We start from the raw sequence: 13,902 nt of genomic DNA, 5'->3' as shown, positions 1-13,902 counted from the left end.
ACCGGACCCCGCCCGTAATCGCGCCAAAGGCACCGGCACCGGCCCCGGCCCGTCGCGTGGACGGCCGGACCCGGTGCCTTCCGCGTGCGCGCGGGACTCAGCCCCGCTGCCCCGATGGCTTCCGCAGCGTCGGCCGGGCCGCCGAGACCCGCCGCTTGAGGGCCGCCCACCGGGCCGACAGGACCCAGACCACCCGGACGGTGGAACGCGGGGCGAACCGTGCGCGCAGTGCCGTCCGACGGCTGACCGTGGCCCGCAGGCCGGCGCTCACGCGGTGCACGTCCTGGGTGAGACCCACGGCCGGACGCGGCCGGGGCGCGTAGAGCACCTGCTCCACGGCGTCCGCCACCCGGTGCACCGCGGCCGCCGCGTCCGGGTCGAGCTGCCCGAGCCGGACCAGCCGGGCCGCCGCCCCGCGCGGTGTCTGCGATTCGTCCGGCGGGATGCCGAAGTCCCACGCCGTGTCGGCCAGCTCCTCCCAGACCGCCAGGACGTGCGGGGCCGCGTCCGCCTCGGCACGCCCGTGCGCCCCCAGCCGGACCGACCGGATCCGCATCCGCCACAGCATCGGCGCCAGCGGAAGCACCAGTACCGCGAGTCCGCCCAGCGACCAGGCCAGGACGACGTACCACTTCGGTCCGCCGCCGCCCGTGACCGGCAGCGCGGCCGCCGACTCGCTCGGGCAGGCCTCCAGCTTGCGCTGCTGGGCCGAGCAGCTCTCGCTCGCCGAGGGCGCCGCCGACGGCTCCGACGTCGCGTTCCGGGAGGGCAGCGCGGGGTCGGGGACGGCGTTGCCCGGCGTGTTCTCCACCGTGTAGGACGGCACCGAGCCCCGGGTCGGGGTGGGTTCGAACCGGGTCCAGCCCACGCCCTCGAAGTACAGCTCGGGCCAGGCGTGCGCGTCCCGCAGACCCACCGCCACCGAACCGTCCCCCTGCGGCGAGCCCGGCGCGAACCCGACCGCCACCCGGGCCGGTATGTCCAGGGACCGGGCCATCGCCGCCATGGCGAAGGAGAAGTGCACGCAGAAGCCCTGCTTGTCCTTCAGGAAGCGGGCGATCGCCTGCGAACCGCTGCCCACCTGCACCTGGGTGTCGTACTGGAACCCGCCGGTGACGGCGAAGTACTCCTGGAGCGCGACCGCCTGCTCGTAGGCGTTCGAAGCCCCCTCGGTCACCTCGCGCGCCGTCCGCGCCACCACCGGCGGCAGCGAGTCCGGCAGCTCGGTGTACTCCCGCCTCAGGGCCGCCGGCGGCGGCGGTGCGGCGGCGAGCTGCTCCGCCGTGGGCCGCACTTCCAGGCTGCGCACCTCGTACGTCAGCCCGCGCGTGTTCTGGCCGTGGTCGCCGACCAGCGTCATCCCGACCGGCTCGTAGCGCCAGTTGCCGCCGATCCGGACACCGCTCGGCGGGTACGGCATCGGCAGCCAGTCCTGGGCGTACCAGTCCGCGGCCGAGATCGTGGTCTGGGTCTGCACGCGCTCGACGTCGGGCCCGAGACCGGCCGGAGCGGGGAACGTGCCCCCCGGCACCGCGGTGATGTTCCGCTTGGAGGGCTTCCACGTACTGCCGTCGAAATCGTCCAGGGACACGATCCGCAGGTACAGGCCGGAGGCGTCGCTCGAATCGGTCTTGACGGTGAGGACCTGGCGGTCCTCGTCGACGTTGAGGCTGTCGCGCAGCGAGACCAGCGGGTTCACCGCGGAGATCGTGCCGCCGCCCCCGGTGCCGGAGCCGATGCCTGCCCCGGTGCCGTCCAGCAGCCCGCCGTCCATCGCGGGCAGCGCGAGCGGCACCGCCAGGGCGACGCCGAGCGCCAGCGCGCCGATGCGGCGCCCGGTGCGCACCGGGGCGACCGCGGCGCCGTGGTCCCCACCCGGGTGGCGCGGCGGCCCGCCGAAGACCCGGCCCCACTGCGAGAGCCGCTCGCGGCCCTCGGTCAGCAGCAGCATCAGATAGCCGGCCGCCGCGACCAGGAACCACAGCCAGTCGGCGCCGCCGTCGGACAGTCCCGCGGCCACCGAGTACAGGGCGAGCAGCGGCAGCCCGGCCGGGGCCGCGCTGCGGAAGGTCACGGCGAGGGTGTCCACCAGCAGGCCGATCACCAGCACCCCGCCGACCAGCATCAGACGGATGCCGTCGGACTCGAGCGGCGCCGGGATCGCGTACCGCGCGATGTCGTCGCCGCCCTCCCGCAGCAGCTCCGCGAAGTGCCGGAAGGCCTCCGGGCCGGGGATCAGCCCGGCGAGGGCCTGTCCACGGGCGAAGTCCAGGGTCAGCAGCATCAGCCCGGCGACGGCCTGCGCGGCGACGGTCAGCGGCCGGGCCAGCGGCACCCGGCGGGCCACCGCGCCCACCCCCGACTGCACCGCCAGCAGGATCGCCGCCTCCAGGAGCCAGAAGGCCGGGTCGACCAGGGGCAGCAGCGCGCACGCCGCCATCAGCGTGGCCCCCCACGCCCACAGCGCCAGCCGCGCCCGCCCGCTCATCCCGCGTTCTCCCCACCGTTCGCCGCCGCGAGCCCCGTGCGCTCCCGACCCGCCAGCCGCCACAACTCCTCCAGGCCGGCGCCCCGCGGCACGCCCACGGCGCTCCAGCCCGCCTCACGCAGCATCCGCAGCCGTTCCCCGTTCCCGTCCGACGCGCCGGGCACGTCGGACGGTTCCCGCCGCCATGTGTCGCTGTCCAGCACGAAGGCGACCGCACCGCCGCTGCGCTGCCGCATCCTGGCGGCCACGGTGGCCTGCTCCTCGTCCAGATCGCCGAAGAACGCCACCAGCAGCCCCTCGTTCCCGCCGCGCAGCAGGTCGTAGGCCCGGGACAGGCCCGTGCCGTCGGAGTGCTCGATCACGGCGAGGGTGTCCATCATCAGTCCGGCCGAGTCGGCCGTCCCCTGGCTCACGCCCGCGAACCCGTCGGCGCCCTCCCCGGGCACCGAGTCGCCGGTGTCGGTGAGCAGCCGCACGGAGTACCCCCGCTCCAGCACGTGCATCAGCACCGAGGCCGCGCCCGACACGGCCCACTCGAAGGCCGAGTCGGGGCCCGCGCCCTCGAAGGCCACGCCCCGGGTGTCCAGCAGCACCGTGCACCGGGCGCGCTGCGGCTGCTCCTCGCGGCGCACCATCAGCTCCCCGTAGCGCGCGGTGGAGCGCCAGTGCACGCGGCGCAGGTCGTCGCCGTAGCGGTACCCCCGCGGGATCACGTCGTCCTCGCCCGCCAGCGCCAGCGAGCGCTGCCGTCCGTCGCCGTACCCCGTCGCCTCGCCGCCCAGCCGCACCGGCGGCAGCGGCTCCACGCGCGGGACCACGGTCAGGTCGTCGTACGTGGAGAAGGACCGGGTCAGTTCGCACATGCCGAAGGGGTCGGTCAGGCGCAGCTGGAGCGGCCCCAGCGGATAACGGCCGCGCAGGTCGGAGCGGACCCGGTAGGACACCTCCCGGCGGCCCCCCGGCTCCACCCGGTCGAGCACGAAGCGGGGGCGCGGCCCGAGCACGTAGGGCACCCGGTCCTGGAGCATCAGCAGACCGGTGGGCAGCCGCGAGACGTTGTCGATGCGCAGGTGGACTCGAGCCTCGCTGCCCGCGGGCACCCGGCCGGGGGAGAGGCGGCGGCTGCCCGCGACCCGGTGGCGCGTGCGGTACAGCACCGTCGCGCACACCAGCGGCAGCACGCCCAGCAGCAGCCCGACCCGCAGCAGGTCGCTCTGTCCGAGGACGAAGGCGCAGATCGCGGCGGCGATGCCGGCGGCCAGGAAGGAGCGTCCGCGGGTGGTCAGGCCCGCCAGCGCGGTGCGGACACCGCCGGTCTCCCCGCGATCGCCCTCCGCCCCGCCCGTCCCCCCGGCGTCCATCACAGCCTCCGTGGCGGCTGCTGGCCGTACGCCGGCTCGCCGCGGCCCAAGCCGTAGCCGGTCTGCTGCGGGGTCGCCGAGGGCACCGGGGTGCGCTGCAGGATCTCGTGGACGACCTGCTCGGCGGTGCGGCGGTTGAGCTGGGCCTGCGCCGTGGGCAGCAGGCGGTGCGCCAGGACGGCGACGGCGAGGGCCTGCACGTCGTCGGGCAGCGCGTAGTCCCGGCCGCTCAGGGCGGCGGACGCCTTCGCCGCGCGCAGCAGGTGCAGCGTCGCGCGCGGCGAGGCGCCGAGTCTGAGGTCGGGGTGGGTCCGGGTGGCGGCGACCAGGTCCACCGCGTAGCGCCGGACCGGGTCCGCGACGTGGACGCCCCGGACCGCCTCGATCAGCTTGAGGATCTCGTCCGCGTGGGCCACCGGCTGCAGGTCGTCCAGCGGGTTCACCCCGCCGTGCACGTCCAGCATCTGCAGCTCGGCGTCCGGGCTGGGGTAGCCGATGGAGACACGGGCCATGAAGCGGTCGCGCTGGGCCTCCGGCAGCGGGTAGGTGCCCTCCATCTCGACCGGGTTCTGCGTCGCCACCACCATGAAGGGGCTGGGCAGCTCGTAGGTGTGGCCGTCGATGGTGACCTGGCGCTCCTCCATCGACTCCAGCAGCGCGGACTGCGTCTTCGGCGAGGCGCGGTTGATCTCGTCGCCGATCACCACCTGAGCGAAGATCGCGCCCGGCTTGAACTCGAAGTCACGGCGCTGCTGGTCCCAGATGGACACCCCGGTGATGTCCGAGGGCAGCAGGTCGGGCGTGAACTGGATCCGCCGCACGGAGCAGTCGATCGACCGCGCCAGTGCTTTGGCCAGCATCGTCTTGCCGACTCCCGGGACGTCCTCGATCAGCAGGTGCCCCTCGGCGAGCAGCACGGTCAGCGTGAGCCGCACGACCTCGGGCTTGCCCTCGATCACGGCTTCCACCGAACCGCGCACCCGCTCGACCACAGCGGTCAGATCGTCCCCCACCCGCGCATACGCCCGGACGGGGGCGCCCCCATGGCTCGCCTGATCGTCATAGGTCGTCACCCGGCCCTCCTCGGCCTTGCCCCGCGCTCCCGGGGAGCGAGGGGTACCAGCATTCCGGACCGGCCCACGTACGGCCGGCCGGCCCACCCCGAATCACGGATGCCGCGCGGAAACAGTTCCGCGCGACACCACTTCCCCGCATTCTTGCCGCCGTTACCGATTCGTGTCACTCGCCTGTGGACAACTGACCGCGATATGTCGGGTCTTGCGTCCTTTGCGGGTCTTGCCCGGCGGGGGCCGCCGGCCCGGGGCGGACAGGACGGCGGTGGTCAGGCGGGCTTGACCTCGCTCAGGCGGCCCGTCCTCACGTCGAAGACGAAACCGCGTACGTCGTCGGTGTGCATCAGGAACGGGGAGGTGCGCACCCGCTCGATCGACTGGCGCACGTCCTGCTCGACGTCCCGGAAGGACTCCACCGCCCACACGGGACGCTGGCCGACCTCGAGCTCCAGGTCGTGCCGGAACTCCTCGGTGATGGTCTCCATGCCGCAGCCGGTGTGGTGGATGAGGACCACACTGCGGGTGCCCAGCGCCCGCTGGCTGATGGTGAGGGAGCGGATCACGTCGTCGGTGACGACGCCGCCCGCGTTGCGGATGGTGTGGCAGTCGCCGAGGCTGAGGCCGAGCGCGGCGTGCAGGTCGAGCCGTGCGTCCATGCAGGCCACGACCGCGACACGCTGGACCGGGCGGGCGTCCATCCCGGGGTCGGTGAACGCGGCGGCATAGCGCGCGTTCGCCTCGACGAGCCGGTCGGTGACGGTGCCGTCGCCGGCTATGGCGGATTCTGAACCTGTGGGGACCGATGCGGAAGTCGTCATAACCATGACGTTACTGGTCACTGGTGCCCGGGGCCCGCCGTGAAGAGGGACAAAGAACGCCATCACGGCTTGTTGTGAGCCAATCCACAGGGCGTGAGAATGTACCTGTACGGGTGAGAAGCCCCGGCGCACCCGTTCACGGGCGCCGGCGTCCGCGACGCGCGGCCGGTTGATTGACCGGGCCACAGGGTGGACTAAAGTGACGCGAAGCGGGAGGCGAGGCTCTCCCCGCTGGACTGAACACCCCGGAGACCTGGTCGATGTCCCGCCAGATCTCCCCACGTGCGCGGCGCGTACGTACGGCTCGGCCTCCTCCCGCTCCTGGCCGGCTGACGCTTCCGGCGCCGGCAGGCCTCCCCTTCGGACGCGAGCGGGAGGGGACCCGGCGGTGCGTGACGCCGCGCCGGACCCGAGAGGCCGTCCCACTTGAGCCAGAGTCGACACGTCCCGGTGATGCTCCAGCGGTGCCTGGACCTGCTGGCACCCGCCCTCCAGGAGCCGGGGGCCGTGGTGGTGGACTGCACGCTCGGGCTCGGCGGGCACAGCCAGGCGCTGCTCGACCGCTTCCCCGAGGCCCGTCTGGTCGCCCTCGACCGGGACAAGGAGGCCCTGCGCCTGTCCGGTGAGCGGCTCGCCCCGTACGGGGAGCGCGCCACCCTGGTGCACGCCGTCTACGACGAGCTGCCCGACGTCCTCGACCGGCTCGGCGTCCCGCGCGTCCAGGGCGTGCTGTTCGACCTCGGCGTCTCGTCCATGCAGCTCGACGAGGCCGACCGGGGCTTCGCCTACGCCCAGGACGCCCCGCTCGACATGCGCATGGACCAGACGACCGGCATGAGCGCCGCCGAGGTCCTCAACACCTACCCGCCGGGCGAGCTGGTCCGCATCCTGCGGGCCTACGGCGAGGAGAAGCAGGCCAAGCGGATCGTCTCCGCGATCGTGCGGGAACGGGAGAAGGAGCCGTTCGCCAACAGCGCCCGGCTGGTGGAGCTGATCCGCGCCGCGCTGCCGCAGGCGGCCAAGCGCACCGGCGGCAACCCGGCCAAGCGCACCTTCCAGGCCCTGCGCATCGAGGTCAACGGCGAACTGTCCGTCCTGGAACGGGCGGTCCCGGCCGCCGTCGAGGCGCTCGCCGTCGGCGGGCGGATCGCCGTGCTGTCGTACCACTCCCTCGAGGACCGGCTGGTCAAGCAGGTGTTCGCGGCCGGCGCCGCCAACACCGCGCCGCCCGGGCTGCCGGTGGTCCCGGAACGCTACGCGCCCCGGCTCAAGCTGCTCACGCGCGGTGCCGAACTTCCCACCGAGGACGAGATCGCCGAGAACCGCCGGGCGGCACCGGCACGGCTGCGCGGAGCCGAGCGGATCAGGGAGTCCGTCGGGTGAAACGAGTGAGGCGGACCAGGCGGGTGCGGGTGTGCCACCCGGGCCGAGGGGAGGGCGAGTGAGCGGCAGGCCTCAGCTGAAGGGGAGGGCCGCCCGGCTCGCCCGGCTGCTTCCGCCCGGCGGCGGACGCGCCCGGGCCGCACGGGCGCCCTTCGTCCTCCTCGTCGTCCTCCTGCTGGGCGGCGGCCTCATCGGACTCCTCGTCCTGAACTCCGCCCTGAGCGAGGGCTCGTTCCAGCTGGACGACCTCGAGCAGGAGACGAAGAGCCTCACCGACGAGGAACAGGCGCTGCAACGGGACATCGACGCCTACTCGGCTCCGCAGGCACTCCACTACCGCGCCCGCGAACTCGGCATGGTGCCCGGCGGCGATCCCGCCTTCCTCGCCCCCGACGGCACCGTCAAGGGCTCGCCCGGCCCGGCGACGGCCGCCGCGGTCCCGCTCGTCCTCGCCCCGGAGGCGCTGAGCCGCCGGTCCGCCCCGGTCTCCGCCGGTACCGGCCCGGCCTCCGTCCCCGCCTCGGCGGCCCCAGCCATCCCGACCCCGACCCCCGGCAGGTGACGGAAGTGTCCGACAGGGAACCGCCGCGCCGCCGTGTGCCCGGACCCGCGAGGCCCGTCCGGCCCGGTGCCCGGCGGCAGCCCGGCCCCGGCGCCCGTCCGGCCCGCCGGCCCGGACCGCCCCGTCCGGGCGCCCCCCGCACCATCCGGCTGGGCAGCCCCCGGCCCCGGCTGCGTCTGATCGGTCTCGCGCTGACCCTCGTCCTGACGGCCTTCGTCGTACGGCTGCTCCAGGTGCAGGCCGTCGACGCCGGCACCTACACCGCCAAGGCCGAGCAGAACCGCTACGTCGTCCACACCCTGGCCGCCGACCGCGGCGGCATCACCGACCGCAACGGCGTGGCCCTCGCGGCCACCGTGGACGCCTACGACATCACGGCCGACCCCACGCTCTTCACCCGGGAGACGCTGAAGGTCGGCGACGGCCCCGAGCAGGCGGCGGCGCTCCTCGCCCCGATCCTCGGTACGGACCAGCAGGAACTGGTCGACCGGCTCCGCCCGGCGAACAAGAAGCTGCGGTACGTCCGCCTCGCCCAGCGGCAGACCCCGCAGGTGTGGAACCAGATCAAGGACCTGAAGGCCGCGCTCGCCAAGAAGGCCGAGACCGACAGGTCCGCCGTCAACGTCCTCGCGGGCGTCCTCGCCGACCCCAGCAGCAAGCGCGTGTACCCGGGCGGCGACCTCGCCGCCGGCATCCTGGGCTGGGTCGGCGCCGACGGCAAGGGCGGCGGCGGCCTCGAACGGCAGCTGAACGAGACGCTGGCGGGCCAGGACGGCGAGATCCGGTACGTGCAGTCCGGCGGACGCCAGGTGCCCACCGCCGGCGGCTCCGAGACACGCGCCGTGCCCGGCAGCGACGTCGAGCTCACCATCGACCGCGACATCCAGTGGGCCGCGCAGCACGCCCTCGGCGAACAGGTGGAGAAGTCCCAGGCGGACGGCGGCTACGTCATCGTCCAGGACACCGGCACCGGCGAGATCCTCGCCATGGCCAACTCGCCCGGCTTCGACCCGGGCGACCTGACCCACGCCGACCCCGCCGCGCTCGGCAACGCGGCCCTCCAGGACGCTTTCGAGCCCGGCTCCACCGCCAAGGTGCTGTCGATGGCGGCCGTGCTGGAGGAGAACGTCGCCACGCCGGCGACCCACCTCACCGTCCCCAACCGCCTCAAGCGCGGCGACCGGCTCTTCAAGGACGACATCGACCACCCGACCTGGTACCTCACGCTCAACGGCGTGCTCGCCAAGTCCAGCAACATCGGCACGATCATGGCCACCGGCGAGCTGGGCAGGACGCAGCAGGAGGCCAACAAGGTCCTCCACTCCTACCTGCGCAAGTTCGGCCTCGGCGGCTACAGCGGGCTCGGCTTCCCCGGCGAGACCAAGGGCATCCTCGCGCCGCCCGACCAGTGGTCGACCTCGCAGCAGTACACGATTCCTTTCGGCCAGGGCGTCTCCGTGAACGCGCTCCAGGCGGCCTCCGTGTACTCGACGATCGCCAACGGCGGCGTCCGCGTCGAACCCACGCTCGTCCGCGGCACCCAGGAGGAGGACGGAAGCTTCACCCCGGCCCCCGAGCCCAAGAAAACCCGTGTGATCAGCGAGAAGACCGCCAAGACCCTCGCGCGCATGCTGGAGTCCGTCGTCGACGACGAGGAGGGCACCGGCACCAAGGCGCGCATCCCCGGCTACCGCGTGGCGGGCAAGACGGGCACCGCCAACCGCGTGGATCCGGCCACCGGCAAGTACCACGGCTACACCTCGTCGTTCGCCGGGTTCGCCCCCGCCGACAAGCCGCGCGTCACCGTCTACTGCGCCATCCAGAACGCCACCGCGGGCAGCTACTTCGGCGGCCAGATCTGCGGCCCCATCTACAAGCAGGTCATGGAGTTCGCCCTCAAGACCCTCCAGGTCCCGCCGACCGGGGCCGCACCCGCCAACCTGCCGGTCGCCTTCAAGCCCTGACCGGCCGAGAGATCCCCGCACCGAGCAAGCCAGCACCGAGCCACCAGGAACCATCCGTGACAACGATCACCCCGGATCCCGGGAACCAGAGCAGCCCCGGCCCCTCGCTTCGCCCGGAAGCGGGTACGCCCGGTACGCTCACCGCCGTGCCACACGCCGATCAGTCCCAATCCACCCAGAAGGGCCACCCCGTGACATATCCGGGACCGCCCCGGCCGGTGCAGGTCTCCGCCACATCCCTCGCGGAACTCGCCGATCAGCTGGGTGTCACCGCGCCGGACAGCACCGCCGGGGTCACGGGCATCACCCACGACTCCCGCGCCGTCCGCCCCGGTGACCTGTACGCCGCCCTCCCCGGAGCCCGCGCCCACGGCGCCGACTTCGTCACCCAGGCCGCCGGTCTCGGCGCCGCCGCCGTGCTGACCGACCCGGCCGGCGCGGAGCGCGTCGCCGCCACCGGGCTGCCGGCGCTCGTCGTCGACGACCCGCGCGCGCAGATGGGCGAACTGGCGGCCACGATCTACGGCCACCCCGGCCGCGACCTCCTCCAGATCGGCATCACCGGCACCTCCGGCAAGACCACCACCGCCTACCTCGTCGAGGGCGGCCTGCGCACCGCGCGGACCACCGGCCTCATCGGCACGGTCGAGATGCGCATCGGCGACGAGCGCATCAAGTCCGAGCGCACCACGCCCGAGGCCACCGACCTCCAGGCCCTGTTCGCGGTGATGCGCGAGCGGGGCACCGAGGCGGTCGCCATGGAGGTCTCCAGCCACGCCCTCGTGCTCGGCCGGGTCGACGCCTGCGTCTTCGACGTGGCGGTGTTCACCAACCTCAGCCCGGAGCACATGGAGTTCCACTCCGGCATGGAGGACTACTTCCAGGCCAAGGCGCAGCTGTTCACGCCGGAGCGCAGCAGGCTCGGCGTCGTCAACACCGACGACGAGTACGGCCGCCGGCTCGCCAAGGAGGCCACGGTCCCCGTCGTCACCTACAGCGCCGAGGGCCACCCCGACGCCGACTGGCGTGCCGAGGACGTCACGGTCGGGCCGCTGGACTCGACGTTCACCGTGGTCGGCCCCAAGGGCGAGCGGATCCGCGCCAGGTCGCCGCTGGCCGGCCCCTTCAACGTGGCCAACACCCTCGCCGCGATCGCCGCCCTGGCCGCGGCCGGCCTCGACCCGCAGACCGCGGCCGACGGCGTCGCCGCCGTGCCGGGCGTGCCGGGCCGGCTGGAGCGCGTGGACGAGGGCCAGCCGTATCTCGCGGTGGTCGACTACGCCCACAAGACCGACGCGGTCGAGTCCGTGCTGCGGGCCCTGCGCAAGGTGACCGAGGGCAGTCTGCACGCCGTGCTCGGCTGCGGCGGCGACCGGGACACCACCAAGCGGGAGCCGATGGGCGCCGCCGTGGCCCGGTTCGCCGACACGGCCGTACTGACCTCCGACAACCCCCGCTCCGAGGACCCGCTGGCCATCCTCGCCACCATGCTCCAGGGCGCGGCGTCCGTGCCCGCGCACGAGCGCGGCGAGGTCCAGGTCTTCGAGGACCGGGCCGCCGCTATCGCCGCCGCGGTCGCCCGGGCCCAGCCCGGCGACACCGTGCTGGTGGCCGGCAAGGGGCACGAGCAGGGCCAGGACATCGCCGGAGTGGTCCGCCCCTTCGACGACCGCCAGGTGCTCCGCGAAGCCATCCGGAAGACCCAGGGATGAAAATCCAGAAGACCCAGGGGATGAACTTGTGATCGCCCTCTCCCTCGCCGAGATCGCAGAAGTCGTCGGCGGGCAGATGCACGACATACCGGACGCGTCCGTCGAGGTCACCGGACCGGTGGTCCGGGACTCCCGGGAGGCGGGGCCCGGCAGCCTCTTCGTCGCCTTCGTCGGCGAGCGCGTGGACGGCCACGACTTCGCCCGGGCGGTCGTGGAGGCGGGATCGGTGGCCGTGCTCGGCTCCCGGCCCGTCGGGGTGCCCGCGATCGTCGTGGACGACGTCCAGGCGGCCCTCGGCGCCCTCGCCCGCCACGTCGTACGGCGGCTCGGCACCACCCTCGTCGCCCTCACCGGATCCGCCGGCAAGACCAGCACCAAGGACCTCATCGCGCAGGTCCTCCGCCGCAAGGCGCCGACGGTGTTCACGCCCGGCTCGCTCAACAACGAGATCGGGCTGCCGCTGACCGCCCTCACCGCCACCGACGAGACGAGGTTCCTCGTCCTGGAGATGGGCGCCCGCGGCATCGGACACATCCGGTACCTCACCGAACTCACCCCGCCGCGGATCGGCCTCGTCCTCAACGTCGGCAGCGCCCACATCGGCGAGTTCGGCGGCCGGGAGCAGATCGCCCAGGCCAAGGGCGAACTCGTCGAGTCGCTCCCGCCGGCCGAGGAGGGGGGCGTCGCGGTCCTCAACGCGGACGACGCCTACGTGCGTGCCATGTCCTCCCGTACGAAGGCGAAGGTGATCCTTTTCGGAGAGTCCGACGAAGCGGACGTTCGCGCCGAGAACGTGCGACTCACGGACAGCGGACAGCCTTCCTTCAGGCTTCACACACCCTCCGGTGCAAGTGATGTGACCATGCGCCTGTACGGTGAGCACCACGTGTCGAACGCGCTCGCCGCGGCCGCCGTCGCCCACGAGTTGGGCATGTCCGCAGACGAGATCGCCACCGCGCTCTCCGAGGCGGGCTCCCTCTCCCGCTGGCGGATGGAGGTCACCGAGCGCCCGGACGGCGTGACGGTCGTCAACGACGCCTACAACGCGAACCCCGAGTCCATGAAGGCAGCGCTGCGTGCGCTTGTGGCCATGGGCAGGGGACGCCGGACGTGGGCGGTGCTCGGCAAGATGGCCGAGCTCGGGGACGAGGCGCTCGCCGAGCACGACGCGGTCGGACGGCTCGCCGTCCGGCTCAACGTCAGCAAGCTCGTCGCGGTCGGGGGCAGGGAAGCCCACTGGCTGCAACTGGGCGCATATAACGAGGGTTCGTGGGGTGAGGAGTCGGTGCACGTGTCCGACGCACAGGCGGCGATCGACCTGTTGCGCAGCGAGTTGCGCCCGGGGGACGTCGTACTCGTGAAGGCGTCCCGTTCGGTGGGACTGGAGAGCGTCGCCACGGCGCTGCTCGAGACCGGCGCCGAGGGTGAGGTCGCCGCCCGATGATGAAGCAGATCCTGTTCGCGGGAGTCATTGGCCTGTTCCTGACCTTGGTCGGCACCCCGCTGCTGATCAAGCTCCTGGCCCGCAAGGGCTACGGCCAGTACATCCGCGACGACGGCCCGCGCGAGCACGCCAGCAAGCGCGGTACGCCGACCATGGGTGGTATCGCCTTCATCCTGGCGACGGTCGTCGCCTACTTCCTCGCCAAGGTGATCACCGGCTACCTGGACGAGGAGGCCGACGCGGGGCCGACCTTCTCGGGTCTGCTGGTGCTGGGCCTGATGGTCGGCATGGGCCTGGTCGGCTTCCTCGACGACTACATCAAGATCGTCAAGCGGCGTTCGCTGGGCCTGCGGGCCAAGGCGAAGATGGCCGGCCAGCTCATCGTCGGCATCGCCTTCGCGGTCCTCGCGCTCCAGTTCGCGGACACCCGCGGCAACACCCCGGCCTCCACCAAGCTGTCGTTCATCACCGACTTCGGCTGGACCATCGGCCCGGTGCTGTTCGTGCTCTGGGCGCTGTTCATGATCCTCGCCATGTCGAACGGCGTGAACCTCACCGACGGTCTCGACGGCCTGGCCACCGGCGCCTCCGTCCTGGTCTTCGGCGCCTACACCTTCATCGGCGTATGGCAGTTCCAGGAGTCCTGCGCCAACGCGCTGACCCTGACCAACCCGGGCGCCTGCTACGAGGTGCGGGACCCGCTCGACCTGGCGGTGGTCGCCTCCGCGCTGATGGGTTCCTGCCTCGGCTTCCTGTGGTGGAACACCTCGCCGGCCAAGATCTTCATGGGCGACACCGGTTCGCTCGCGCTCGGCGGCGTGCTCGCGGGTCTCGCGATCTGCTCGCGCACCGAGCTGCTGATGGCCATCCTCGGCGGCCTGTTCGTCCTGATCACCATGTCGGTGGTCATCCAGGTCGGCTCCTTCCGCCTCACCGGCAAGCGCGTCTTCCGGATGGCGCCACTCCAGCACCACTTCGAACTCAAAGGCTGGTCCGAGGTCCTTGTCGTGGTCCGCTTCTGGATCATCCAGGGCATCTGCGTGATCGTCGGACTCGGCCTCTTCTACGCGGGATGGGCAGCGGACAAGTGACCTCCT

10 protein-coding genes are annotated in these 13,902 nt (G+C 72.9%); 6 read left to right on the top strand and 4 right to left on the bottom strand.

Features of this window, described 5'->3' with window-relative positions; all coding sequences use genetic code 11:
* Window positions 1-97: 97 nt before the first annotated feature.
* The 4 genes from AC0VYN_RS27210 to AC0VYN_RS27195 all read right to left on the bottom strand — a co-directional run bounded on the left by AC0VYN_RS27210 (window position 98) and on the right by AC0VYN_RS27195 (window position 5,740).
* Window positions 98-2,488: a transglutaminase TgpA family protein gene (locus tag AC0VYN_RS27210; RefSeq protein WP_475533082.1), complete on the bottom strand. Its 2,391-nt coding sequence runs from the start codon at window positions 2,486-2,488 to the stop codon at window positions 98-100.
* Complete coding sequence (locus AC0VYN_RS27205) at window positions 2,485-3,849, bottom strand: DUF58 domain-containing protein (RefSeq protein WP_475533081.1); 1,365 nt, start codon at window positions 3,847-3,849, stop codon at window positions 2,485-2,487. Before AC0VYN_RS27205 ends, AC0VYN_RS27210 begins: the two co-directional genes overlap by 4 nt.
* The gene (locus AC0VYN_RS27200) at window positions 3,849-4,922 is read right to left on the bottom strand and encodes an AAA family ATPase (RefSeq protein WP_386926395.1); all 1,074 of its coding nucleotides are present in this window, start codon (window positions 4,920-4,922) and stop codon (window positions 3,849-3,851) included. The genes AC0VYN_RS27205 and AC0VYN_RS27200 overlap by 1 nt, the downstream gene beginning before the upstream one ends.
* Window positions 4,923-5,191: 269 nt before the next feature.
* A complete protein-coding gene (locus AC0VYN_RS27195) occupies window positions 5,192-5,740 on the bottom strand; it encodes a beta-class carbonic anhydrase (RefSeq protein WP_475533080.1) in 549 nt (182 codons plus the stop codon).
* Window positions 5,741-6,166: 426 nt separating this feature from the next.
* Between AC0VYN_RS27195 and rsmH the strand changes: the two genes are divergently transcribed.
* From rsmH to mraY, 6 genes are all read left to right on the top strand, one after another.
* Window positions 6,167-7,123, top strand: coding sequence for a 16S rRNA (cytosine(1402)-N(4))-methyltransferase RsmH (rsmH, locus tag AC0VYN_RS27190; protein ID WP_475533079.1), 957 nt, complete (start codon window positions 6,167-6,169; stop codon window positions 7,121-7,123).
* Window positions 7,124-7,181: 58 nt separating this feature from the next.
* Entirely contained in the window at window positions 7,182-7,685 is a 504-nt protein-coding gene (gene ftsL / locus AC0VYN_RS27185) for a cell division protein FtsL (RefSeq protein WP_475533078.1), read from the top strand.
* Window positions 7,682-9,649 carry a peptidoglycan D,D-transpeptidase FtsI family protein gene (locus tag AC0VYN_RS27180; protein ID WP_451627926.1) on the top strand — a complete coding sequence of 656 codons (1,968 nt, stop codon included), beginning with the start codon at window positions 7,682-7,684 and terminating at the stop codon, window positions 9,647-9,649. Before ftsL ends, AC0VYN_RS27180 begins: the two co-directional genes overlap by 4 nt.
* Before the next feature lie 191 nt (window positions 9,650-9,840).
* Window positions 9,841-11,361: a UDP-N-acetylmuramoyl-L-alanyl-D-glutamate--2,6-diaminopimelate ligase gene (locus tag AC0VYN_RS27175; RefSeq protein ID WP_475533077.1), complete on the top strand. Its 1,521-nt coding sequence runs from the start codon at window positions 9,841-9,843 to the stop codon at window positions 11,359-11,361.
* A 28-nt stretch (window positions 11,362-11,389) separates the two neighbouring features.
* On the top strand, window positions 11,390-12,805 hold the full coding sequence (locus tag AC0VYN_RS27170) for a UDP-N-acetylmuramoyl-tripeptide--D-alanyl-D-alanine ligase (protein WP_475533076.1): 1,416 nt from the start codon (window positions 11,390-11,392) through the stop codon (window positions 12,803-12,805).
* Window positions 12,805-13,896, top strand: coding sequence for a phospho-N-acetylmuramoyl-pentapeptide-transferase (gene mraY, locus AC0VYN_RS27165; RefSeq protein ID WP_385469432.1), 1,092 nt, complete (start codon window positions 12,805-12,807; stop codon window positions 13,894-13,896). The genes AC0VYN_RS27170 and mraY overlap by 1 nt, the downstream gene beginning before the upstream one ends.
* The last annotated feature ends 6 nt before the right edge of the window (window positions 13,897-13,902 follow it).

This window comes from Streptomyces sp. 63XJN7_1_ISO-PGPR-S23-121 (assembly GCF_056173025.1).
This window is presented reverse-complemented; position numbering and strand designations above follow the sequence as displayed.